At 61.1% G+C, this 22,432-nt stretch carries 21 protein-coding genes; 12 read left to right on the top strand and 9 right to left on the bottom strand.

The genetic code is table 11. The features are described 5' to 3' along the window. Window positions 1–56 precede the first annotated feature (56 nt). The 9 genes from uxaC (at window position 57) to recQ (ending at window position 9,392) form a co-directional block, all read left to right on the top strand. Window positions 57–1,466 carry a glucuronate isomerase gene (gene uxaC, locus NKI59_RS14055; RefSeq protein ID WP_352704832.1) on the top strand — a complete coding sequence of 470 codons (1,410 nt, stop codon included), beginning with the start codon at window positions 57–59 and terminating at the stop codon, window positions 1,464–1,466. A gap of 38 nt (window positions 1,467–1,504) precedes the next feature. After that, the gene (locus NKI59_RS14050) at window positions 1,505–2,482 is read left to right on the top strand and encodes a TRAP transporter substrate-binding protein (protein ID WP_023678091.1); all 978 of its coding nucleotides are present in this window, start codon (window positions 1,505–1,507) and stop codon (window positions 2,480–2,482) included. 103 nt (window positions 2,483–2,585) lie between these two features. After that, window positions 2,586–3,113, top strand: a complete 528-nt coding sequence (locus NKI59_RS14045) for a TRAP transporter small permease (protein ID WP_023719697.1) — start codon at window positions 2,586–2,588, stop codon at window positions 3,111–3,113. A 4-nt stretch (window positions 3,114–3,117) separates the two neighbouring features. After that, on the top strand, window positions 3,118–4,398 hold the full coding sequence (locus NKI59_RS14040) for a TRAP transporter large permease (RefSeq protein ID WP_023678089.1): 1,281 nt from the start codon (window positions 3,118–3,120) through the stop codon (window positions 4,396–4,398). Window positions 4,399–4,408: 10 nt separating this feature from the next. Then, a complete protein-coding gene (locus tag NKI59_RS14035; RefSeq protein ID WP_352704830.1) occupies window positions 4,409–5,185 on the top strand; it encodes a FadR/GntR family transcriptional regulator in 777 nt (258 codons plus the stop codon). Between the two features lie 28 nt (window positions 5,186–5,213). After that, window positions 5,214–6,071, top strand: a complete 858-nt coding sequence (gene kduI, locus NKI59_RS14030; protein ID WP_352704828.1) for a 5-dehydro-4-deoxy-D-glucuronate isomerase — start codon at window positions 5,214–5,216, stop codon at window positions 6,069–6,071. After that, complete coding sequence (kduD, locus tag NKI59_RS14025; protein ID WP_352704826.1) at window positions 6,068–6,835, top strand: 2-dehydro-3-deoxy-D-gluconate 5-dehydrogenase KduD; 768 nt, start codon at window positions 6,068–6,070, stop codon at window positions 6,833–6,835. The genes kduI and kduD overlap by 4 nt, the downstream gene beginning before the upstream one ends. A 24-nt stretch (window positions 6,836–6,859) precedes the next feature. Further along, on the top strand, window positions 6,860–7,198 hold the full coding sequence (locus NKI59_RS14020) for a cupin domain-containing protein (RefSeq protein WP_352704824.1): 339 nt from the start codon (window positions 6,860–6,862) through the stop codon (window positions 7,196–7,198). Between the two features lie 358 nt (window positions 7,199–7,556). After that, the gene (gene recQ / locus NKI59_RS14015; RefSeq protein WP_352704822.1) at window positions 7,557–9,392 is read left to right on the top strand and encodes a DNA helicase RecQ; all 1,836 of its coding nucleotides are present in this window, start codon (window positions 7,557–7,559) and stop codon (window positions 9,390–9,392) included. A gap of 45 nt (window positions 9,393–9,437) precedes the next feature. On the opposite strand, the gene NKI59_RS14010 is transcribed toward recQ, so the two are convergent. Further along, window positions 9,438–10,571, bottom strand: a complete 1,134-nt coding sequence (locus tag NKI59_RS14010; protein ID WP_352704820.1) for a DUF1186 domain-containing protein — start codon at window positions 10,569–10,571, stop codon at window positions 9,438–9,440. Window positions 10,572–10,577: 6 nt separating this feature from the next. On the opposite strand from NKI59_RS14010, the gene NKI59_RS14005 reads away from it, so the two are divergent. Further along, the gene (locus NKI59_RS14005) at window positions 10,578–11,726 is read left to right on the top strand and encodes a hypothetical protein (protein WP_352704818.1); all 1,149 of its coding nucleotides are present in this window, start codon (window positions 10,578–10,580) and stop codon (window positions 11,724–11,726) included. On the opposite strand, the gene NKI59_RS14000 is transcribed toward NKI59_RS14005, so the two are convergent. Next, window positions 11,723–11,977, bottom strand: coding sequence for a hypothetical protein (locus NKI59_RS14000; protein WP_352594357.1), 255 nt, complete (start codon window positions 11,975–11,977; stop codon window positions 11,723–11,725). The genes NKI59_RS14005 and NKI59_RS14000 overlap by 4 nt on opposite strands. Before the next feature lie 173 nt (window positions 11,978–12,150). Further along, a complete protein-coding gene (locus NKI59_RS13995) occupies window positions 12,151–13,068 on the bottom strand; it encodes an alpha/beta fold hydrolase (protein WP_352704816.1) in 918 nt (305 codons plus the stop codon). A gap of 740 nt (window positions 13,069–13,808) precedes the next feature. Between NKI59_RS13995 and NKI59_RS13990 the strand changes: the two genes are divergently transcribed. Both NKI59_RS13990 and NKI59_RS13985 read left to right on the top strand, forming a co-directional pair. Continuing rightward, entirely contained in the window at window positions 13,809–14,405 is a 597-nt protein-coding gene (locus NKI59_RS13990) for a TetR/AcrR family transcriptional regulator (protein ID WP_352704814.1), read from the top strand. A 77-nt stretch (window positions 14,406–14,482) separates the two neighbouring features. Then, window positions 14,483–15,058 (top strand): DUF308 domain-containing protein, encoded by a 576-nt coding sequence (locus NKI59_RS13985; RefSeq protein WP_352704812.1) that lies wholly within the window; start codon window positions 14,483–14,485, stop codon window positions 15,056–15,058. Window positions 15,059–15,668: 610 nt separating this feature from the next. Here the strand turns inward: NKI59_RS13985 and NKI59_RS13980 are convergent. The 6 genes from NKI59_RS13980 to iolG form a co-directional block, all read right to left on the bottom strand. Then, window positions 15,669–18,023 carry a caspase family protein gene (locus NKI59_RS13980; protein ID WP_352704810.1) on the bottom strand — a complete coding sequence of 785 codons (2,355 nt, stop codon included), beginning with the start codon at window positions 18,021–18,023 and terminating at the stop codon, window positions 15,669–15,671. Next, entirely contained in the window at window positions 18,020–18,448 is a 429-nt protein-coding gene (locus NKI59_RS13975) for a hypothetical protein (RefSeq protein ID WP_352704808.1), read from the bottom strand. Before NKI59_RS13975 ends, NKI59_RS13980 begins: the two co-directional genes overlap by 4 nt. A 602-nt stretch (window positions 18,449–19,050) precedes the next feature. After that, a complete protein-coding gene (locus NKI59_RS13970; protein ID WP_352704806.1) occupies window positions 19,051–19,368 on the bottom strand; it encodes a MurR/RpiR family transcriptional regulator in 318 nt (105 codons plus the stop codon). 84 nt (window positions 19,369–19,452) lie between these two features. Then, window positions 19,453–20,337 carry a formyltetrahydrofolate deformylase gene (gene purU / locus NKI59_RS13965; protein WP_352704804.1) on the bottom strand — a complete coding sequence of 295 codons (885 nt, stop codon included), beginning with the start codon at window positions 20,335–20,337 and terminating at the stop codon, window positions 19,453–19,455. Window positions 20,338–20,357: 20 nt separating this feature from the next. After that, window positions 20,358–21,233, bottom strand: coding sequence for a bifunctional methylenetetrahydrofolate dehydrogenase/methenyltetrahydrofolate cyclohydrolase FolD (folD, locus tag NKI59_RS13960; RefSeq protein ID WP_352704990.1), 876 nt, complete (start codon window positions 21,231–21,233; stop codon window positions 20,358–20,360). A 121-nt stretch (window positions 21,234–21,354) separates the two neighbouring features. Next, window positions 21,355–22,356: an inositol 2-dehydrogenase gene (iolG, locus tag NKI59_RS13955; RefSeq protein WP_352704802.1), complete on the bottom strand. Its 1,002-nt coding sequence runs from the start codon at window positions 22,354–22,356 to the stop codon at window positions 21,355–21,357. Between the last annotated feature and the right edge of the window lie 76 nt (window positions 22,357–22,432).

Below are 22,432 nucleotides of genomic sequence, written 5' to 3'. Positions count from 1 at the left end.
GTATGTTGACATTATTTCTTTCCAACCCTACCGATGTCCGGATTGGGAGGATTTACGTGGCCGCATTGACGGATCCGGATTTGCTGTTTGCCGCCGAGGCGCGCCCGCTTTCGCTGGCCCGCGATCTCTACGCCACGGTCAAGGACCTGCCGATCGTCAGCCCGCACGGCCACACCGATCCGCGCTGGTATGCGCTCAACGAGGCGTTTCCCGATCCGGCGCAGTTGCTGATCGTGCCGGACCACTACATTTTCCGCATGCTGTTCAGCCAGGGCGTTCGGCTTGAGGAGCTTGGTGTGCCGACGCTTGACGGCTCGCCGGTGGAAACCGACGGCAGAACGATCTGGCGGTGCTTCGCCGAGCATTATTACCTGTTCCGCGGCACGCCGACCCGGCTGTGGTTCGACCATGTGCTTGCCCATCTGTTCGGCATCGACGAGCCGCTGACGGCAGCAACCGCCGACCGCCATTACGATATGATCTCGACCTTGCTGCAGTGGGAGAATTTTCGCCCGCGAGCGCTGTTCGAGCGCTTCAACATTGAAGTCATCGCAACGACCGAAGGCGCGCTCGACGATCTCAGATGGCACCAGATGATCCGCGACAGCGGCTGGGAGGGCCGCGTCGTCACCGCCTATCGGCCGGATGCGATCGTCGATCCCGACTTCGAAGGGTTCTCGGCCAATCTCGACCGGCTTGGCGAGATCACCGGCTGCGACACCGGCAATTGGGCCGGCTATCTCGATGCGCACCGCCAGCGGCGCGCCTTCTTCAAGAGCTTTGGCGCGACTTCCTCCGATCACGGCCATCCGACGGCCGAAACCGCCAATCTCTCGGATGCCGCCGCGCAGGAGCTGTTCAACCGCATCCGCCGGGGCTCGGACGACGAGCGCGAGCGAAAACTGTTCCGCGCCCAGATGCTGACCGAGATGGCCAAGATGAGCCGCGACGACGGGCTGGTCCTGCAGATCCATCCCGGCTCCTGGCGCAATCATTCGCCTTCTATCTTTCACAAGTTCGGCAGGGACAAAGGCTTCGATATTCCGACCCGAACCGACTATGTGACGGCGCTGAAGCCGCTACTCGACTGCGTCGGGCTGGAGCGCGACCTCACCATCATCCTCTTCACCCTCGACGAGACCAGCTATGCGCGTGAGCTGGCGCCGCTCGCCGGCGTCTACCCGGCATTGAAGCTCGGGCCGGCCTGGTGGTTCCACGACAGCCCCGAAGGCATGCGCAGATTCCGTGAGATGACCACCGAAACGGCCGGTTTCTACAACACCGTCGGTTTTAACGACGACACCCGCGCCTTTCCATCCATACCGGCCCGCCATGATGTGGCGCGCCGGGTCGATTGCGCTTTTCTGGCGCGTCTCGTCGCCGAGCATCGGCTCGGCGAAGACGAGGCGCACGAGCTGGCGCAGGAACTTGCCTATACGCTCGCGAAAAAGGCGTACCGGCTCTAACGGCGCTTGCCGCCATCGTTCAAAAAGGGAGGAAACCAATGCTGCATTTTTCGAGACTGGCGGGAGCTACGCTACTTGCCGCCGCACTGCTGGCCGGCTCGGCAAGCGCCCAGACGGTCCTGCGGTCGTCCGACACCCACCCGGATGGCTATCCGACGGTCGAGGCGGTCAAATATTTCGGCGAGCTGGTGAAGGAGCGCACGGCTGGCCGCTATGTGGTCGAGATCTATCCTTCCGCGCAACTCGGCGAGGAAAAGGACACGATCGAGCAGGTGCGTACCGGCGTGATCGATCTCAACCGCGTCTCGATGGCGCCGTTCAACGGGCTCATCCCGGAGACCACCGTGCCCTCGCTGCCCTACATCTTCCGTTCGGAAGAGCATATGCACAAGGTCATGGACGGGGCGATCGGCGACCAGATCGCGGCGGCGTTCGACCAGGTCGGGCTGGTGCTGCTCGCCTTTTACGACGGCGGCTCGCGCTCCTTCTACAATTCGAAGAAGCCGATCAACACCGTGGCCGACATGGCCGGGATGAAGTTCCGCGTCATCCAGTCCGACATCTTCGTCGACATGGTGGCGGCACTCGGCGCCAACGCGACGCCGATGCCGTATGGCGAGGTGTATTCGGCGATCGAGACCGGAGTGATCGACGGCGCGGAGAACAACTTTCCGAGCTACGACACCGCCAAGCATGCGGAAGTCGCCAAGTACTATTCGCTCGACGAGCATACGATGGTGCCGGAAGCCTTCGTCATGGCGAAGTCGAGCTGGGACAAGCTGACGCCGGAAGACCAGGCGATCTTCAAGGCGGCCGCCAAGGAGAGCGTCGCCAAGCAGCGCGAGCTGTGGACCGCCAAGGTCAAGGAATCGCGCGCCAAGGTCGAGGCGGCCGGTTCGCAGATCACGACGCCGGACAAGCAGCCCTTCATCGACGCGATGGGGCCGGTCTACGAGAAGCACGTCAAGGACGACAAGCTGAAGGCCATGGTCGAAGCCATCAAGGCCGTGCAGTGATAAAGCGGCGGCGCGGACATTCCGCGCCGCCATCCTCCTGGGGAGAAAACCGGTGACTTCCAGCCCAAAACCAAGACCGCTTCTGTCCGGCGTCGCGCAAGTGATGTCGCGCGTCAGCACGGCGGCGCTGTCGATCGCCGGCATCGGGCTGGTGCTGATGACCGCCTTCGTCGCCTGGCAGGTGTTCGGCCGCTATGTTCTGAACCGTTCGCCGAGCTGGACCGAGCCGGGCTCGGTGATGCTGATGAGCTGGTTCATTTTCCTCGGCGCTGCCGTCGGCGTTCGCGAGAACTACCATCTTGGCTTCGACGTCCTGCTCTACGTGCTGCCGAAAGGCGGCAAGCGCTGGCTGCGGATGATTTCGGATCTTGTCGCGCTCGCCTTCGGCATCGGCATGATCTGGTATGGCAGCCAGCTGGTCGCATTGACCTGGGGCTCCGTCTTGCCGTCACTCGGCATATCGGGGGGCTGGGACTATGTCCCGCTTGTCGCGGGAGGCGCGCTCATCGTGCTCTTCACGCTGGAGCGCATCGTGCTTCGCCTCTCCGGCGCGCCGATCGACGATGCCCTCGATGAACTGCCGCCGGCCGAAGTCGCGGCCGAACTCGACACCGCCAACGTAAAGGTCTGACGCCATGGAACTGTGGATTCTCTTCGGCGTCTTCACCCTGCTGATGCTTATCGGCACGCCGATCGCTTTCTGCCTGGGCGTCGCAAGCCTCGCCACCGTCCTCTATATGGGCCTGCCGCCGCTGATCGTGTTCCAGCGCCTGAATTCCGGCATGAGCGTCTTTTCGCTGCTGGCCATTCCGTTTTTCATCTACGCCGGCGACTTGATGGTGCGCGGCGGCATCGCCAGCAAGATCGTTGCATTCGCCGGCTCGCTCGTCGGCCATTTGCGCGGCGGCCTCGGCCAGGTCAACATTGCAACCGCTACACTGTTCGGCGGCATTTCGGGCTCCGCGGTGGCGGAGGCAGCGGCGGTAGGCGGCCTGATGATCCCGCAGATGAAGGCGCGTGGATATGGAGCGGACTACGCCGTCAACGTCACGTCGATGGCGGCACTGATCGCGCTGCTGCTGCCGCCGTCGCACAACATGATCATCTACTCGATCTCGGCAGGCGGAAAGATCTCGATCGCCGATCTGTTCACGGCCGGTATCATCCCGGGCCTGCTACTGGCCCTGTCGCTGATGGTCACCGCCTATATCGTGGCGCGCTCCCGCGGCTATCCGACCGAGGCGTTTCCGGGCTTCACCGCGGTCGCGCATCTTTTCGCCGTCGCCGTGCCCGGCCTGCTGCTGATCGCGATCATCTTCGGCGGCGTGCGATCGGGCGTCTTCACCGCCACCGAGAGTTCCTGTATCGCCGTCATCTATGCGCTGCTCGTGACCGTCTTCGTTTACCGGCAGATGACCTGGGAAGGGTTCGTTCATGCTACCCATGGCGCCGTGCGCACCACGGCCATGGTGCTGCTCATCATCGGCATGGCGGCGGCGTTCTCGTGGCTGATGGCCTTCCTGAAAGTGCCGGCAGCGTTGATAGCCTCCATGAACGCGATCTCGGACGATCCGCTGGTTGTGCTTCTCCTGCTCAACCTCTTGATGCTGTTCCTCGGCACGTTCATGGACATGGGGCCGACGATCATAATTTGCACGCCGATCTTCCTGCCCGTGGCGCAGGCCTACGGCGTCGATCCGGTGCATTTCGGCGTCATCATGATCCTCAATTTCGGCATCGGGCTGAACACGCCGCCGGTGGGCGCAGTGCAGTTCGTGGCGTGTGCCGTGGGCAAGATATCCGTCTGGGAATCGATGCGCTCGATCTGGCCATTCTATGGCGCAGGCCTCGTGGTGCTGGCGCTCGTCACTTACATTCCGGCCATTTCGCTATGGCTGCCGAGCGTCTTCAAGTAGGGGGTGCGACATGGCATCGGACACTGCAGTCGGGCTCCGCGTCGAACGAAGACCGAAGCTTTCGGAAACCGTTGTCACGGCGATCCGCAAACAGCTGCAGGCGGGCGAGATCCAGCCGGGGCAAAAGCTGCCGACCGAGGGCCAGCTGACTGAAACCTTCGGGGTCAGCCGCACCGTAATACGCGAGGCGCTGGCCAAGCTTGCCGCGGACGGCCTGGTCGAGCCGCGCCAAGGCGCCGGCGTTTTCGTCACCGAACATATCTCGACAGCGTTCGGTGCTCTGGCAGCGGAGATGGGCAGCAAGGATTCGATTGCCCTCAACGTGCTCGAAGTCAGGTTGGCGATCGAGATCGAATCCGCCGGGCTCGCCGCCATCCGGCGCAACGCCGCGCAGGAAGCGGCAATCCAGGAAGCCTTCTTCGAGTTCGAACGGCTGCTCCTCAACAGCGAGCCGACTGGACCGGCAGACCTTGCCTTCCACCGCGCAATCGCCAGCGCCACCAACAATCCGTTCTATGTCGAGATGCTCGACGTGCTCGGCCGGCGCGCTATTCCTTGCGATGTGACCTCGCCCTGGTCGACCGAGTTCGCACAGTCCGACGCCTACCAGCGCGGCCTTCAGCGCGAACACCTGATGATCCTCAATGCCATCTCGGCAGGCGATGCCGAAGCGGCGCGGGAGGCGATGCGCGCGCATCTCGGTGCCAGCCAGCAGCGCTATCGCGAGCGCCTGCACGCGCGCCAGGTTTTTTATGCCGACTCGGTCAAGGCCGCGGCAACTGAATAAGCAATTGAGGCAGCCCCATGGGACAGCAATGAATCACACTGACAGTCATACGGATTTCACCTCCCGCTTCGCCATCGATCCTGTTTCTGCCGCAGCCATGGGAACGGACGAGCTGCGACACAATTTCCTGATCGAGGACTTGTTCCAGCCCGGCCGCATCGGCCTGACCTACACCCATTACGACCGCATGATCGTCGGCGGCGCCATGCCCGCCGGTACACCGCTGCCGCTGCAGGCGATCAAGCCGACCGGGACCAAGAATTTTCTCGACCGCCGTGAGATGATCATCGTCAACATCGCCGGTGCAGGCGTCGTCAAAGCCGGCGGCCAATCCTACGAGCTGCAGGCACGCGACATGCTCTATCTCGGCATGGGCACCGATGAGGTGTCGTTCGCTGCGACCAATCTGGCTGAGCCGGCTAAGTTCTACCTGCTCAGCGCGCCGGCGCATCAGAGCCATCCCAACCGGCTGATCCGCATCGGCGATGCCAAGCGGCTCGATCTCGGCAGCCAGGCAACCTCCAACGAGCGCTCGATCTTCCAGTTCATCCATGCCGATGGGGTAAAGACCTGTCAGCTTGTCGTCGGCATGACGCAGCTTGCCTCCGGTTCGGTCTGGAACACCATGCCATGCCATGTGCATGACCGGCGCATGGAAGCCTATCTTTATTTCGATCTGCCGGAGGCGGCGCGGGTGTTTCATTTCATGGGCGAGCCGGACGAAACGCGCCATCTCGTCATGCGCAACGAGGAGGCGGTGCTGTCGCCGGGATGGTCGATCCATTCGGGCGCCGGCACCTCCAACTACGCCTTCATCTGGGCGATGGCCGGCGATAATGTCGACTACACCGATGTCGACCTGGTGGCGATGGAGGAGCTCAAGTGAGCGATCTCTCGGCCTTCAGCCTTGCCGGCAAGCGCATCCTCGTCACCGGCGCCAATACCGGCATCGGCCAAGGCATCGCCGTGTCGATCGCGCGCGCAGGCGGCGCGGTCGTCGGCGTCGGCCGGTCGGCGATGGACGAGACGGCGGGGAAGATTGCGGCTGTCGGCGGCCGCTTCGAGGCGGTCCGCTGCGATCTTGGTGATGATGCAGCTGCCCAGGCGATGCTTGACCGCGTCTGGGACGGCACCGGACCGCTCGATGGCCTGGTCAACAATGCGGGCATCATCCGGCGTGCCGATGCGGTCGACCTGACCGAAGCCGACTGGGATGACGTCTTGGGCGTCAATCTGAAGACGGTGTTCTTCCTCAGCCAGAGTTTTGCCAGGCGCGTGCTTGCCGAATCTGGACGGCGTGGCAAGATCGTCAACATCGCTTCGGTGCTGAGCTTTCAGGGCGGCATTCGCGTCGCCTCCTACACCGCCTCCAAACACGGCGTGCTCGGCATCACCCGCCTGCTGGCATGTGAATGGGCGGCAAAGGGCATCAACGTCAACGGCATTGCGCCGGGCTATATCGAGACCAACAACACCGAGGCGCTGCGCACCGATCCCGACCGCAGCGCTTCGATCCTGGCGCGCATTCCGGCCGGCCGCTGGGGCGCGCCGGAAGACATCGGCGACGCAGCCGTCTTCCTGCTGGCGCCGGCGTCCAACTACATGCACGGCGCGGTGGTGCCGGTGGACGGCGGCTGGCTGGCACGATGAACAACAAAAGGTGAGAGTTTGGCGATGACCGGAACCAAAATCTTCTCGCATGCCGGCGAGGCTGCGTGGACGCCGACGCCGGATGGCAACCGCAGGCGCGTGCTCCTGCACACGGATGAGCTGATGATGGTCGAATTCGATTTCGACAAGGGTGGCGTCGGCGCGCTACACTCGCACCCGCACGTCCAGGCGAGCTATGTCGCCGAAGGCCGCTTCGAAGTCACCATCGACGGCAGGACCGAAATCCTAGAGACCGGAAGCAGCTTCATCGTCCCGTCCAACCTTGTCCATGGCGTCAAGGCGCTGGAGGCGGGACGACTGGTCGACAGCTTTACGCCGCACCGCGCCGATTTCCTCGACTGAGCTGCGGGCCCGAAGATCAGGCAGCCGGTTTTCAGAACGAAAAAACCCGCGCCTCCGGAGAGACGCGGGCGTGTTGCCTGGGCGCTTGTGGCGCCGCGGTACTCAAAACATCACCGCAGAACCTGAACCTGCCGAATGATGGTGAAGATAGGATTAACCGAGGCGGTGCGATATTCACAGCCAAAGCGAATAGGGGCTGGAACGACGGTCTGATATCGGCCAATGAGAGAGAAGTTCGCCTCAGGCGGTGCCGCGGACAAGACCAGAGGGGTCGATAAATGTTCGAATCTGCTGTCCAGGCAATCACCTGGCGATTCGCCGGGGAATTTCGGCAGGTCGTATCCCCGAAAGTTCTGTAATGCAGGTAGCAGCGAGCATCCCGACAGAGGATTCCAAGCGGCGCGTCCTGAAGGATGTATTCGGCTTCGATGACTTTCGTCTCGGCCAGGCGGCCGTGATGGAGGCGCTGCTGGCCGGGCATCATGTGCTGGCTGTCATGCCGACCGGCGCCGGCAAATCGCTCTGCTACCAGGTCCCGGCGCTGGTGCTGGGCGGGCTCACCATTGTCGTTTCGCCGCTGGTGGCCCTGATGCAGGATCAGGTCGCCGCATTGCGCCTTGCCGGCGTGGCGGCCGATACGATCAATTCCTCGCTCGACCGCGATGCCAATGTCGCTGGATGGCGCCGTGTCGCGGCAGGCCAGACGCGCCTGCTCTATCTTGCACCGGAGCGGCTAATGACGGTGCGAATGCTCGAGGCGTTGACCAAGCTCGATGTCCGGCTGATCGCCATCGACGAGGCACATTGCATCTCGCAATGGGGACCGGCGTTCCGGCGCGAATACGAAGAATTGTCGAGACTACGTGATATCTTCCCGAAAGTGCCGATCATTGCGCTGACGGCGACGGCGGACGAGACGACGCGCACCGACATTGCCGCGCAACTGTTCGACGGGCGCGTCGATACCGTGGTGCTCGGCTTCGACCGGCCGAACATCAAGCTAGGCATTGAGCCCAAGCAGGACAGCAAGCGCCAATTACTAAACTTCGTGCAGCGCCATGCGGGCCGCAGCGGGATCGTCTATTGCCTGTCACGCAAAAAGACCGAAGAGATGGCGGCGTTCCTCGAGCGGAACGGCGTACGCGCGCTCGCCTATCACGCCGGCATGAGCAAGGACGCGCGTGAAGCGAATCAAAACGCTTTCATGACCTTGTCCGGCGTGGTGATGGTGGCGACCATCGCCTTCGGCATGGGGATCGACAAGCCGGACGTCGCCTATGTCTTCCACACCGACCTGCCGGGCAGCTTGGAGGCCTATTATCAGGAAATCGGGCGGGCGGGCCGCGACGGGCGGGCGGCCGAGGCACATATGCTCTTCGGTCTCGGCGATATACGCATGCGCCGGCTTTTCATCGAAGACGAGGATGCGCCGGCTGAGCACAAAAGGCGCGCGCATGGCCGGCTCGAAACGCTGATCGATTATTGCGAGACGACGCAGTGCCGGCGCCAGATCCTGCTTGGCTATTTCGGCGAAAACGCCTCGCCTTGCGGCAATTGCGATAATTGCCTTGATCAGGCGCCGCATGCGGATGGCGAGGCGGAGGCGCGGATCATCCTGGCGGCGATCGCACAGACCGGCGAGCGCTTTGGTGCTGCCCATGTCGTCGATGTGCTGCTCGGCCATGAAACCGAGAAGGTCCTGGCCAGGAACCACCACAGGCTTGCCAGCTTCGGCACCGGTGTGGCGCATAAGAAGAATCTCTTGCTGTCGTTGCTCCGCCAACTCGTCGCGGGAGGGTTCCTGACATTGGACTCAGCCGGCCATGGCGGCCTCGCCATTGCCGAGAAGGGCCGTGCGTTGGCCCGGGGCGAGGCTTCGTTCCGGTATCGCGTGGACGCGCGCCAGTCATCGCGAGGCAAGATACGTCCTGAGGATACCGCAGCAGGCATGGAAGGTCTGGATTCGGCGCTGCTGGCCGCGCTCAAGGCTGTACGGCTGCGTCTTGCCCGGGAACGCCAGGTGCCGGCCTTCGTGATCTTCTCCGATCGCACGCTGATCGATATGGCCGAACGCTGCCCGCGTGATCTGGACGCCTTCGCAGCGGTCAACGGCGTCGGCGCCGCCAAGCTCAAGGATTTCGGCGAGATATTCCTCGGCGCGATCGCTGCGCATCAGCCCGGTGGATCGGCGTGAGGGTAGCCAAAAATCAAACTCGCAATTGAGCGACACTGCAACAGGTTAGTTTGCCAGGCAGCATTTCTTTGCTTTCTTGCCGCTTCCACAGGGACACGGATCATTGCGTCCGACATGGCGCCAAGGATTTGTGACCGGCGCTGTCAATCTCGACAACTCGTCGAGCCAAGTTTGTTCCGGCAAGGGCGATTGCCAATCTTCCTCGCCAAAATACTCAAGGTGGCTGGTCCATTCCAACGCTTCAAGCACGTCGTCGATATAGCCGAGAGCGGCGCGCTCGAATCGATCCATGTCGTTTGGGCTTTGCTCGGCGGCCAGGAGATCGTCTTCGAAATCGCGGCGCTCGATTACCCCTTCGGGGATGCGGCCGTCGTCCCATGCGCTGTGAACAAGTGACGCCAGATCGCGCAAGCCAAGCAGGGCGATCGCCCCCAGCCAGGCGATCCAGGCGAAATCGTCGTCATCGGCCAGCCTCTCGGTGTGGAATTGCTCGAGAAAATCTCGCATTCGATCACGCTCGATGCGGCCTTCCCAGGTCAGGAAGGTCGCTGCGCCCAAAACTGCATCGCGGACGAATTCATCGACGGAGCGGTCGCTGATCAAGCTGAACAAAGCGTCGGCGTCGCCATCAAATACGCCGGCGACGATACGCGCCATGCTCTCGGTCACCACGTCGCCGAGCAGGTCATCAAGGTCGCGTCCCGGCCGGCGCAGCAGGCGCAACAAGGGCCCGAACGTTCTAGTGTCGCGAGCGCCGCCCAGAATGTAGATGCCTCGCAAGAGCAGCATCTGATCATCCCGCGACAGAGCCTCTCCTTCGGCCGCTCTTGTGACGACGGCACGCAGCGCGGGAGCCGATTCTTCAATCCTCGCTATGCAGTGAATGATTGCGACATCCGGCAATTGCTGCTCGTTTGCCACGTCATGTAGTTGATCTTCTATCGGACCGAGATCGAAGCCGGGCTTGCCCCGGCCAAGGACGGAGTCCAGTTCTTCCTTCTTCATGGCATCCTCGCTGCCGTTCGCGCTTGCCAAATCTACGACAGGCCGGCCGCCTTTCAACGGTTCATCCGCACAAACGGCAAATTCCTGTGCAGAAAATACCAGACGGGGCGAGTTCGATCTCGACACAGCTCTATCCTGAACTGACCTGTGGGACGAGGATCGGCCAGCAGCCAAGCAACCATGAGCGAATATCAATACTACGAGTTTCGGGCGGTCGACCGCCCACTCAGCGAAGCGGATCGCCGGGACTTGCGCGATGTGTCGACGCGGGCGCGGATTACGGCCACGAGCTTCACGAATTTCTACGAGTGGGGCGACTTCAAAGGCGATCCGCTCGCGTTGATGCGGCGTTGGTTCGATCTTCATCTCTATTTGGCGAATTGGGGCACCCACCGGCTGATGATCCGGTTTCCAGCGCGATTAATCGACCGGCAGCGTCTCGAGGGATTCCTGCATGCGGTCGATTGCCTCGAGATCAGCACGTCCGGCGAGAACCTGATCGTCGACATCCTGTGCGAAGAACTGGAACCTGCGGACGATTGGAATAATTGGGACGACGACTCGCACTGGCTCGAAGCACTGGCGCCGCTGCGCGCCGACGTGCTCGGCGGCGATCTGAGGCTTTTCTACCTGCTGTGGCTGAAGGCGGCCGAGATCGGTTCCGTCAAGCCGGACGAGGCGGAGCCTTTGCCGGGGATCGGCCCGATGACGCCCGCGCTCGACGCTTTCGCGCGCTTCTTTCAGCTCGACGCCGACTTCGTCGCTGCGGCGGCCGAGCGTCCCGCCGGCACGACAACGGAATTGTCGCCGGATATGGTCCGGCGTTCAGTCGGCGCCTTGTCCGATCATGAAAAGACGACGCTGCTCGTTCGTCTTGTCGACGGCGATCGGCATGTTGAAAACGAGCTTCGGGCGTTCGTCCGGAATCGCTCGATGTTGAAAGTCTCTGTTGGAAGCCCCATGGCCACTGTTCCGCGCTCGGCCGGCGAACTGCGAGCCCGTGCCGAGGCGATCCGTCAGGCCCGCGAGCGCGCGCAGGAGGAGCAACGAGAGGCTGAAAGAAAACGGCAGGCGGCGGAAGAGGCGCGCGCCCGCCGTATTCGGCTCGATGCGCTCTCGCGGCGCGGCGAGAGCGTCTGGCGTGAGGTGGAGAGCGAGATCGAACGCCGCAACCCTCCCGGCTACGATGAGGCCGCCAGCCTTCTGCTCGACCTCAAGGCAATCGCCGAGGAATGTGGCACGACCCACGATTTTGCTCGCAGGCTGCAGGCGATCCGCGATCGGCATATCCATAAGAGGCGTTTTATCGAACGGCTAAGAGACGATTAGCACCGGCTTCGTCTCGCCGCGGCAATCGCAGCCTCCTGCTGCCGCAAGCGCTCGATCTTCGCACTCTGGCGGGCAGCCACGGTCGAGGCGACACGCTGCCCTCCCAACAGCCAGCCCGGAATGTTGGTGTGGACGACTTTGCCACGAGCGATGGCTGTCGCCGACATTTCGTCGGCGACCGCGCCTATCGCCACGTTGAGCTCGACGCAACTCATCTTGTCGTATTTCGCAGCATCAAAGGATGCCGGCAAAGGCGATGCGCAACTTCCGACAAACATGAGGCTGCATATCAGAGGCGTGGCCGTGGAGATCGCCTTCATTCCCTTATCAAGCACGTTGATGCCGGACAGGCGGATTTCCGGAGGGTTCTCGATCTAGGCCGCGAAGCACTCGCGAGGTTCCGCGTAACTGAAGCATGTGACCTCTACAATACTCTGTGCTGACCGACCTGTTTGTCTTCCAAGAATTCCGAGAGAGCCGCTGCCGTCTTGTCGGGGTGCTCTTCCGGGAAAAAGTGCCCGCCTTGGACAGCGCGTCCTGCCACTCTGTCGGCCCATTTCCTCCAGATGGCCAGCGGCCCGCCTTCTTGCGCATACCAGTTCTCCAGGGCGCCTTCGCCACTCCATAGCGCCAGTAGCGGACAGTCGATGCGACGACCGTTTGCGTGGTCCAGCGCGTCATGTTCACGATCGATCGTCGCAGCGGCGCGATACTCTTCGCAGATGGCATGAATATGCGCGGGATCGCGAAGCGCATCAACATAGGCGTTCCTGACCTCTTTGGAGACCGTTTTCGCCGACGATCCCCACTGCGTTATTGCATCGTCGACGACAGCATCGGGAGCCGCGCCGATCAGACGCTCCGGCAGTGGCTCCGGCTGGGCAAGAAGGCTCCAGGGCCAGAAGCCAAGCGCCAGTCTGGCATCCGCCCGATCCCATGTTGCGGCGGTGGGGATGATGTCGAGGACGGCGATTTTGAGCACGTTGTCGGGATGGTCGAGCGCCAGGCGATAGGCAACCCGCCCGCCACGATCATGCCCGGCAACCATGAACCGCTCAAACCCCACTTGCTTCATGGCCTGAACCATGTCGCCGGCCATGGCGCGCTTGGCGTATGGGCTATGATCGGCAGAGGAAACCGGACATCCGCTTTGCCCATAGCCCCGAAGGTCGGCGGCGACCACCGTGAAGCGGGGCGCCAAGGCTGCGGCTATATCCCTCCACATCAGATGCGTTTCTGGAAAACCGTGAAGAAGCAGCAGCGGCGGACCGGTGCCTCCGACCTTTGCGAAAATCGTCGTATCGTCCAGTCGTAGGCTGGTGGCTCTGAAACCTGCAAACACCGTCAGCCTCCTCCGCGCCCTTAGGAAAGCTCCCTAAGGGCGCTAACGGCCGCCTGAGGCGAAAACCCCGGCCGCGATGGCCAGGGTTCAAGCCGGCCAGTTGCTAGAATCGAAACCAGACCCAAACGCGCCTGCGGAAGCACCGCCTGCGCCGATAGCCATTTCGCCAGTAAACGCGACAGACCCTTCTCCAAGCGCGCCGGCGGCGCCGGCGCGGCCGGTGCCACCGGCGATGATAGACTGGTTGCAACTCTGCTTGAGTTTCGTCGTCGTCGAAGGTCTCGACATCCGGCGCCTCGAGTTCATCGAGAATGCCGCTTCTGGCAGTTGGAACGCCGGCCACTGCGTTGATTGGCCGAACTGTGCTTGCAAGGGCCGCGGCCCCGGCAATGCCAAACATTCCTGTCAAAAATAGTCGCCGATCCATGGAAACCTCCCAGTCTTCAACCAGCGATAGAACAAGCTAACGATGGGGAGATAGCGCAGTCGGTGCAAAACGCCTAGTGCCGCACGGCGATTAGCGGTGGTCCGGTCGGCCGGAGGGTGTTGCCTCGTCCTCGAAGTGGGATGGCTACCTCGATCGACAAACACCCGGAGCTTTTTGAATTGGACGGCCGTGAACGACGAAGATGGGACCTACGTCTACGCCATAGCTACCTAATTCCACGCTACTGCTCTCTGTTCGTCGCTCGCGTTGCAATAAGGCTTGACTGCCATCCTACCAGAAGGTAGGTAAAGGCATGAGCAACTTGTCTACCACCTCTGATGACATCCTGGCTTGTGCACGTTCACTGATCGTCGCTGGCGGCTACAACGGTTTCAGTTATGCCGACATTGCTGATGTGGTCGGGATCCGTAAGGCGAGCATCCATCACCATTTCCCAAGCAAGGTCGATCTGGTTCGGACGCTGGTTGCGCGGTACCGCGAAGAAACTGAAGCGGGGATGGCAAATGTCGAACTTCACGAATCCGATCCGCTCGAACAGTTGCGGATCTATGCCGGGTATTGGGAAGCCTGCATCGCGAACGCCAGCGCCCCATTTTGTATCTGCGCGCTGCTGGCAAGCGAGCTCCCCGTGCTGCCCGAGGAAGTTGGCCTTGAGGTCCGGGCGCATTTCCGCTCGCTGTCGGCTTGGCTGACGTCGGTGCTGGAGCGCGGTGCGCGGCACGGCCAATTTCGACTGATGAGTACCCCTCGTGCCGAGGCTGAAGCGTTCATGGCGACCGTTCACGGCGCGATGCTTTCGGCACGGGCCTATGGCGATCCGAAGGCATTCGCCGTCGTGACGGGCCCGCTCCTGGAGCGGCTCCGCGCTTCCCCCCGGATGCGGGCCTAGATCTCAACTAACCATAATAGCAATCACTCTGCGACGTTCGTCGAGAGTCCCTACCTACTAGTCGAAAGGATGATCCAATGACGATTCACAGTGGCGATCTTTCCCGCTCCAGCCAGGAACAATGGCTCAAGCTCTATTACTTCGCTCGGACGGCATTCTCGGCTGTCTGGGTGGCGGCTGCCTTTACGGTGGGACAGCATTCCGGGGTGGTCGCGGCGGTTTTGCTCGTGGCTTATCCTGCATGGGATGCCCTGGCCAATTTTGTCGACGCATCGCGCAGCGGAGGATTGGGACAGAATCGCACCCAGACCATCAACGTCGTGGTCAGTGTGGCGACAACGCTCGCGGTCATTGTTGCGCTGAAGATGAGCATGAATTGGGTGCTCGGCGTGTTCGGCCTATGGGCGATCCTGTCCGGCCTGCTTCAACTCGGCACCGCCGTCCGCCGTTGGAAGAGCTCTGGTGCGCAGTGGGCGATGATCCTGAGCGGAGGGCAATCAGCACTGGCAGGCACGTTTTTCATCGCGCAGACGCGGATGCCGATGCCGCCATCGATCTCCAACGTGGCCGGCTATGCCGCAGTAGGCGCCCTGTATTTCCTGGTTTCGGCGGTGTGGCTGAGCGTGAGCCAATTGCGGCGGAAGGCTGCATAGCGTGCCATCTTAAGCCATTACCGGCGCGATGAGAGATGCTGTTACCTATGGGTCCGGAATGGACACATTCCGAAGTGGCGGAGAGGGAGACCTTCGCTGGCAATAGGATGCTAATGATTTCAATGACTTAGCTGTTTTATAAGAGCTAAAACCAGAGCTAAAACCAGAGCTAAAACCAGAGCAAGGGTTGGCTCACAACCTCGCGCTTTGCTTGGTGTGACGCCGGTTCCTGTACGTTTGGTGCTAACAGCCGTGTAGTCAACTGTCCCGCAGCGACTTGCCCCGGAATGCCAAGCTCTTGCGCGGTTGGCCGCTTTTTTGTTCGCTGGTGCCGCAGTTTGGTTAATTGGGGGGCTTCGTGGTTTAGATCGATGCCGCCCGTTCCCCCAAAACGGTTGTCTCATGCGGGGGGCGGGTGCGTGCAGGTCTGTAGCAAAATTTCGGAGCAAGCCGGATTTCGCTGAGCCGGCGCCACAAGCGCTCGCGATGGGCGGTCAGCACTCATGCGGCTCAGGCAGACATTTCGCCGTCATCCTCATCCTTGTCGGCGTGATCTTTTCTGTTTCCTCACGAAAATGTCGTGGCATAACCAGTGCGGAGAAGCTTCCTCCTAATCGACAGGCGGAGCGGTGCCGAAGCTTCGAATAGGCTCCACCACCCCACCGTCGTCTTCAGAGTGTTCCGCCAGAGACTTCGCTGCCACGAGGACATTCATCGGCAACATAGTGCGACGGACTAGCCGGCTAAGATCAAGCGCACCGCCTGTTCGCGTGCTCTGTTTAACTGCCTCACGCATGTAACTCACCACCCAGTCAGGAATGCTGAGAATTGTGTTGGCCTGACTGGCGGCATCGAAATTTCGGGGACGGTGACCTTCCGGGCGTATTGCCCGAAGCTTGCGCAAGCTGCCAGCCTGCGTCGATTCCACTACAAAGCCATCTCTGCGCCACAGTTTCTCGATCGCTTTCACCCTGCCAATCGATTCGCTTTCCAAATGGAAGGTAGTGTGTGGTGTCGGATAGAGGCTCCAACTCGCGGAAACGCTGCTGGTCCTTGCAGGCCGCCACAACGTCCATGGCGAATTCCCGTCGAGGCCAAGCGCGACGTCGTCGAGCCTGCTGTCCATCGCTGCGTCAGACGATGCCGTCGCCTCTATGAAAGCTTGGAAACCGACATTGAACAGCGGCAAGTGCCCAGCTAAAGGTTCCCTCGGCCACTCTTTGGAGATCAGTTGCCTCCAAAGGCGCAGAGCAACGACGTCGGGCGCATCCGCACCAAGCAGCTCACCCAAATTTTCGACCACGATCGCGAGACGTTGGAGATCGTTGGGATCCGGTTTGGGATCGCGTCGAAGCTTGCGAATCAAAAAGTGCGCGCCTAGCAAGCCGAACAGTGGGTTTCGATATTTGCCCCAGAGCAAATAGTCGAGAATTTCAGGGTCGGGTCCAGGGCCGCCGGTCACAAGGTCTGCAATGCCCCGTTCGTAGGCATCAATCAACGCATCGGACGGATCGAAGCCGACCCCAGAAGGCCGCATAGATATAGAAGCGGTCGGAAGCTGGGGGCGACCCTCATAAGTCAGAATAAATACGTGTGTGTCCCACCCTTTCGCGATGGGGATCGGCAGGATTGAAATGTCTCCTTCAGAGCCAAAGTAAAGCAGGTCAGAGGTCCCCGGCTCCACGAGATGCAGTGAGTTTCCCTCGTAGATGGGGATATTCTTGCCTCGGTTGTTTAGCGACAGCGATAGCGATCCTGCCATCGGCGTCGCATCGCCCGGCTGCTGCGAACGCACAGAAACGAAAATAGCCTGGCCGCCCTGCGAAGCATCCCATTTGCTTGCATCGACTACCGGATCGGTCAGCCACTCGTGCTTGTCTATTGTGCTGGATAGCAGAGTCGCAGAAGCGCGTCGGGGAAGGTCGAACTGCTGCTCAACCGGTTGCTCGCCCACATCAATGTCGTAAGTGATAGATGCCTCCGCATGATCAATGCGGACCTGATAATGTCCCGGAATAAGCTGCTTGCTGACAAAACCAACGCCGCGAGCGATAAGAAAATCGTCGCGAATTATGCTAATGTCGCCGGGCCGGGGTGTGGGCGCGTCCTGCTCAGTGTTGCTGCCGGTCAGGTTGCTCTTCACCGAGATTGAAACCTGCGTGCCGACTCCTTTCCCGTCGTCAGCATATTTCTCCAGCAGTGGTTTGCGATCTGGAGGACCAAGATAAATCTTTGTGTCTGCGGGGACTGCTCGAACTGTCTGCTCTTTGGGTCTTGCAAGATCCGGGACTATGATCCTCAGTCGGTCGAGGAGGTCGCTAAGTTCGATCGTCCCCTGTTTGAGCACTGTCAGCAGACCGGCGGTAAAGTGACCCCGAATCTCCTCATTGACCTCTCCTTCAAATGTGGGCTCGTACTGATCACTCCCAAAGAGAATCGCGGAATAGCGGTTTCTTGCGTCCGGGTCCCCGCACTCCAACTCGCTTTGCTGCCCCAGCGGAACCACGGCTCGAACGCGGCAGCAGTCGAGAAAAAAGACGCTTTCCGAAAATTTCAAACAGCCAATCGAGGCCTTTATGTAGCTTTCCAAATGAAGAGCAGCGCCAGCATCGAGTGGTGACCAGTTCGCGAGACAGAGCGACTGTTGCTGCCACGAACCGGCACGGCTATGGCCGTGCCCAGTGAAATAAAAATAAAAGCGCCGCCGCAACTTTCCCTCGGACTGATTACGGATCGCGCGAAAGGCATCGTCGATCATCCATTGCCGCGGGCCTAATGGCTCAACAGTCGAAACGACGAGCTTTGCATTCTCCGGCGCGAGGCCGCCGCCGTCCTTATGAATTAGCCAATCGCGAAAATCAGTCGCGTCCTTGACCGAACCCTTGAGCGATTTCGCGCCCTTGTTCCACTCCGGATAATCGTTGACGCCAATAACCAAGGCATAGTCGTCCGGTGCGTGGGTCATGGTGTTGCTCCCACTATGAAGCGGAGGCTAGCAAGGGTAGCCGGATCGTCGTCGAAACTGCCGTGGTGAAGGGAATTCGTTTGGAGGCCCTGCGCGGTACGGGCGGGGCTTGGAGAATAAGCAAGCCGGTTACCCTCCTGCAACCAAAGGCGCACATCGTCATAGTCACGTCCGGCTGAGGTCACCGCGCGTCGAAGGTAACGATCCATGCCGACAATGGCCGCATCGGGGCGATCCTCGAAGCAACCAGAGACCATGTAGAGGAGCGATCGAGGATAGATCGGGCCGGCGATACGATCCTGCTTTTCCGCGGCATCGGTCATCGTGAACATTCGGAAGCGTTTGAAAATCTGCGGCCCGCGAGGAATCCAACGGGCGAAAAGGTCCAGACGGACGGCGGGCGCCAGGAAAAGGATATTGCGCAACCGGATTGTGCGCCGAGGCGGCCAGGCTGGATGCGGCGCCCGTGTTGCTCTCGCGCGGCATTTCACTGAAATCAGTCGCGGCGGAGGTCGGACTCTACTCGCCCAGGCGGCTTCCGAAGCATTCGAACGGCGCTTCGGCATCGACCCTAGGCTCTTCCGCGACATGCACGCCGGCCCCTAAAGGTCCGCTTCTGAATCGACGTCTCTGAGCCGCCAGTCCGCAACCGGACCTAAAGCTGTCTGTCTGAAAAGCGCCGCAATCTCGGCCGTTGCGGTCAGCTTGCCACTGCCTGAAAGCGGACGTTAGCGGCGACCACGCTGGAGGTCGCGGTTGCGCCAAGGGCGGTCATTGCCGAACCACTACTCAGACGTCGCGTTTGGGCCGGAAGCGGAATGGCAGCTCTCGTGCTACTGACCCTAGAGAGCGGACCGTAGGTTGGGCTGGACGTCGTCACCACCTGACTCTTTCTGGCATTGAATTCCAGCCGGTCTGCGACATAAGCGGAACCCGATCATGCGGCCGCGCTACTAAATGCGATTTGATTAATCGGCCTGGCAATCTGACGATCAATGCCATCGCTTTGCACGCATGTCGAAGATTTTCACGCTGGTCGACCACGTTCGTGGCTTGGCGGCAAAGAGCGCCCGCCTCGAGCGCGCATATTATCCTGAAAAAACTTCTTCATCTCTCGAAAAGCAGTGAATCCAAAACAGCGGGCAAGCCTTGTCAGAGCGGTAGTGCCGACGCCACAACGGCGGGCGATTGCCTCAGCGCTTTCAAATGCAATGATCTCCGGTTTTTCGAGTGCTTGCCGAGCTACCTTCTCGAGAGCGGGGGTCAATCGAAGCTCGCGCTTCGCGATCGCAGTTTTGATCTCATCAAGACATTTCGGTCTGTGTGCAAGTACAGGCGATTTCATCCGAAAACCTCCAGAACTTCGAAGAACCGGCAGCCAGACGGTCCTGAGATCCAGCCCATGACGGCAAGGCTTTCAAGAGCCACGTCAGCCCAAGCGCTCGGAGGCGAACGATCCGGGCGAGGCAGGGAAAACGACGGTCTTGTTGCCGTTGAGGAAAACCCGTCGGTGGATATGGGCGTGAATTGCCCGGGAGAGCACCTGTGCCTCGACGTCGCGGCCGAGGCTGACATAGTCCTCATTGGACTGCGCATGCGTCACACGGATCGTGTCCTGCTCGATGATCGGGCCCTCGTCCAGATCGGCTGTCACGTAGTGCGAAGTGGCTCCGATCAGCTTCACACCTCGCTCGTAGGCCTGCTTGTAGGGATTGGCGCCTTTGAACGACGGCAGGAAGGAATGGTGGATGTTGATGATCCGGCCCGACATTTTCCGGCACATCTCGTCCGAGAGAACCTGCATGTATCGCGCCAGGACGACCAACTCGGCGCCCGTGTCCTCGACGACACGGATCTGCTGTGCCTCTGCCTCGGCCTTGTTCTCTTTCGTCACCTTGATGAGGTGAAACGGGATGTCGTGGTTCACGACGACCTTCTGGTAATCCATGTGATTGGAGATCACTGCGACGATGTCGATCGGAAGCGCTCCGATACGCCAGCGATAGAGAAGATCGTTGAGGCAATGGCCAAAGCGCGAAACCATTATGATGACCCTGCGCTTGACGCTCTCGTCGAAGAATTCCCACTCCATGCCGAAGTGCGAGGCGATTGTTTTGAAGCCCGAACGGAGTTCTTCCAGCCCCCATCCGCCTTCGGAGCGGAAGCTCACCCGCATGAAGAAGTTGCCGGTGTCGGCGTCGTCGAACTGCGCGCTGTCGGTAATGTTGCAGGTCTGGTCGGCGAGAAAGGTCGAGATCGCAGCGGCGATCCCCCTGGTGGAGCGGCATTTGACGCGAAGTGCAAAGTTCAACATTGGCTCTCTTCCTGAGCGGACTACGCCTGAAGGCTGCGACGAAACGCTGTCAGCGTGTTGGAAAGCAGACAGGCGATCGTCATGGGCCCCACTCCGCCAGGGACGGGCGTTATGGCCCCGGCATGAGCGGCTTCTGCAAACGCGACATCGCCCACAAGCCGCGGCTTGCCTTCTTGCGTCACGCGATTGATGCCGACATCAATCACGACCGCGCCTGGCCTGATCCAATCGCCCCTGATCATCTCAGGCTGTCCCACGGCAGCCACCAGGATGTCGGCTGAACGGCAAATGGTGGCAAGGTCGCGCGTTCGAGAGTGCGCAATGGTGACGGTGCCGTTTTCCGAGAGCAGCAGCTGGGCCATTGGCTTGCCGACAATATTGCTGCGGCCGACGATGACGGCGTGCAGTCCGGAGAGGTCGCCGAGCCTTTCCTTCAGGAGCATCAGGCAACCGAGTGGTGTGCACGGCACGAGGGCCTCCTGGCCGGTCGCCAGGCTGCCTGCATTAAGAACATGAAATCCGTCGACGTCCTTGCCCGGCTCAATGGCGTTGAGCACGGCACCTGCATCGATTTGCGGCGGCACCGGGAGTTGCACGAGGATGCCGTGCACGGCGGGATCGCCGTTCAGCCTCTCAATCAACGCGAGCAGATCGTCTTCGGTCGTCTCCATGGGCAACCGGTGCTCGAAGGAGGCCATCCCCGCGGCAACCGTCTGGCGGTGCTTGGAGGAGACATAGACGGCGCTCGCCGGATCGTCGCCCACCAGCACGACCGCAAGGCCGGGCACCAACCCGGTCTCCCATCTGAGTTCAGCAACATCAGCGGTGATCTTGTCTGCCAGGATAGCCGCAGCGGCCTTCCCGTCGATGATCACTTCAGGACGTGGATTTCCCATGGCAATCCTGCTTTCCAAAAAGTACTTTGATGCCTGCACTGGCGCTGAGCTCGCAGGCGCGACGGACCCGGAGGAGGTGCCATCAATTCAGCCAGTCTGGTAACGGCGTTGCGATCGCCGCTCAGCCCAGCACGCTTGCCGGGCTGACAGGGGCACCGGTCTTTGCTGATGTTGTCGCGGCCTCGGCCATGGCCAGGGCGGCAATGCCATCGTCCAAGGTAACAGGAGGAGCCTTGCCGTCAGCGATCGCCTGGACAAACGCTGCCCACTCGGCCGCGTAGGCCGGCATGTAGCGCTCCAGGAAGAAGTAGGTGGGCTTGGCCCCGATCACGCCGGCGACAGTGGATTTTACCACCGTGTTTTCCAACTTGTTCTGAGCCTGCAAGAGGCCTTCCGAACCCAGAAGTTCCACGCGCTGATCATAGCCGTAGACGGCTCGGCGCGAGTTCTTGATAACTGCAATCCGGCCGTCAGCGTAGGTCAACGTGACGACAGCCGTGTCGACGTCACCCGCCGCCCCGATCTCCGGATCGACGATAGAAGATGCCACTGACGTAACCACCACGGGAGCAGTTCCCATGATGAAATTCGCCATGTCGAAATCGTGGATCATCATGTCCCGGAACAGGCCACCAGATACCTTGATGTAGGCAACCGGGGGCGGCGCTGGGTCGAAAGACGTGATCGACAGGAGTTCGGGCTTGCCGATCTCACCCTTGTCAGTAGCTGCCTTCAGAGATGCAAAGTTCGGATCAAAACGGCGGTTGAAACCTATCATCACCGGGCGGCCAGTTCCGGCGGCCACTTTCTGGCAAGCGCGCGCGCGGGCAAGGCTCAGATCCACCGGCTTCTCGCAAAGCACGGCCTTGCCGGCGACAGTCGCCCGCTCGATCAGGTCGGAGTGAGTATCGGTCGAAGTCGCGATCAGCACCGCGTCGATCGACACATCATTGAGTATCGCGTCAGTGGTCCGAGCTTCGGCACCATATTGGGAGGCGAGTTTTTCCGCGGCTGCGGTGTTGATGTCCGACACCGCGGCGAGCGTGCTGCCGGAATGCGACGAGATAGCCGTGGCGTGAACGCCGGCGATACGCCCGGCACCGAGAAGGCCGCCTTTGAGCATGGTTGTCCTCTGGCTTTGCTGTGTCTGGTTGATCTGTTGAATCAGCGAGAGCCTTGCTTCCCCCGCCGATGTGTAA

The sequence above is a fragment of the Mesorhizobium sp. M0598 genome, from assembly GCF_040320865.1.
Lineage (GTDB): Bacteria > Pseudomonadota > Alphaproteobacteria > Rhizobiales > Rhizobiaceae > Mesorhizobium.
Note: the sequence above shows the minus strand (reverse complement) of the source record. Positions and strands in the feature narration are given on the sequence as shown.

What these genes read in the sequence shown, in the direction of transcription:
- NKI59_RS14050 (WP_023678091.1), top strand. Translation starts at nt 1,505, where the DNA reads ATGCTGCATTTTTCGAGACTGGCGGGAGCTACGCTACTTGCCGCCGCA.
- NKI59_RS13980 (WP_352704810.1), bottom strand. Translation starts at nt 18,023, where the DNA reads ATGACCCACGCACCGGACGACTATGCCTTGGTTATTGGCGTCAACGAT.
- folD (WP_352704990.1), bottom strand. Translation starts at nt 21,233, where the DNA reads ATGGGAAATCCACGTCCTGAAGTGATCATCGACGGGAAGGCCGCTGCG.
- NKI59_RS13970 (WP_352704806.1), bottom strand. Translation starts at nt 19,368, where the DNA reads ATGAAATCGCCTGTACTTGCACACAGACCGAAATGTCTTGATGAGATC.
- recQ (WP_352704822.1), top strand. Translation starts at nt 7,557, where the DNA reads ATGCAGGTAGCAGCGAGCATCCCGACAGAGGATTCCAAGCGGCGCGTC.
- NKI59_RS14005 (WP_352704818.1), top strand. Translation starts at nt 10,578, where the DNA reads ATGAGCGAATATCAATACTACGAGTTTCGGGCGGTCGACCGCCCACTC.
- NKI59_RS14035 (WP_352704830.1), top strand. Translation starts at nt 4,409, where the DNA reads ATGGCATCGGACACTGCAGTCGGGCTCCGCGTCGAACGAAGACCGAAG.
- iolG (WP_352704802.1), bottom strand. Translation starts at nt 22,356, where the DNA reads ATGCTCAAAGGCGGCCTTCTCGGTGCCGGGCGTATCGCCGGCGTTCAC.
- NKI59_RS13990 (WP_352704814.1), top strand. Translation starts at nt 13,809, where the DNA reads ATGAGCAACTTGTCTACCACCTCTGATGACATCCTGGCTTGTGCACGT.
- NKI59_RS14045 (WP_023719697.1), top strand. Translation starts at nt 2,586, where the DNA reads ATGTCGCGCGTCAGCACGGCGGCGCTGTCGATCGCCGGCATCGGGCTG.
- NKI59_RS14040 (WP_023678089.1), top strand. Translation starts at nt 3,118, where the DNA reads ATGGAACTGTGGATTCTCTTCGGCGTCTTCACCCTGCTGATGCTTATC.
- purU (WP_352704804.1), bottom strand. Translation starts at nt 20,337, where the DNA reads ATGTTGAACTTTGCACTTCGCGTCAAATGCCGCTCCACCAGGGGGATC.
- NKI59_RS14020 (WP_352704824.1), top strand. Translation starts at nt 6,860, where the DNA reads ATGACCGGAACCAAAATCTTCTCGCATGCCGGCGAGGCTGCGTGGACG.
- NKI59_RS13985 (WP_352704812.1), top strand. Translation starts at nt 14,483, where the DNA reads ATGACGATTCACAGTGGCGATCTTTCCCGCTCCAGCCAGGAACAATGG.
- kduI (WP_352704828.1), top strand. Translation starts at nt 5,214, where the DNA reads ATGAATCACACTGACAGTCATACGGATTTCACCTCCCGCTTCGCCATC.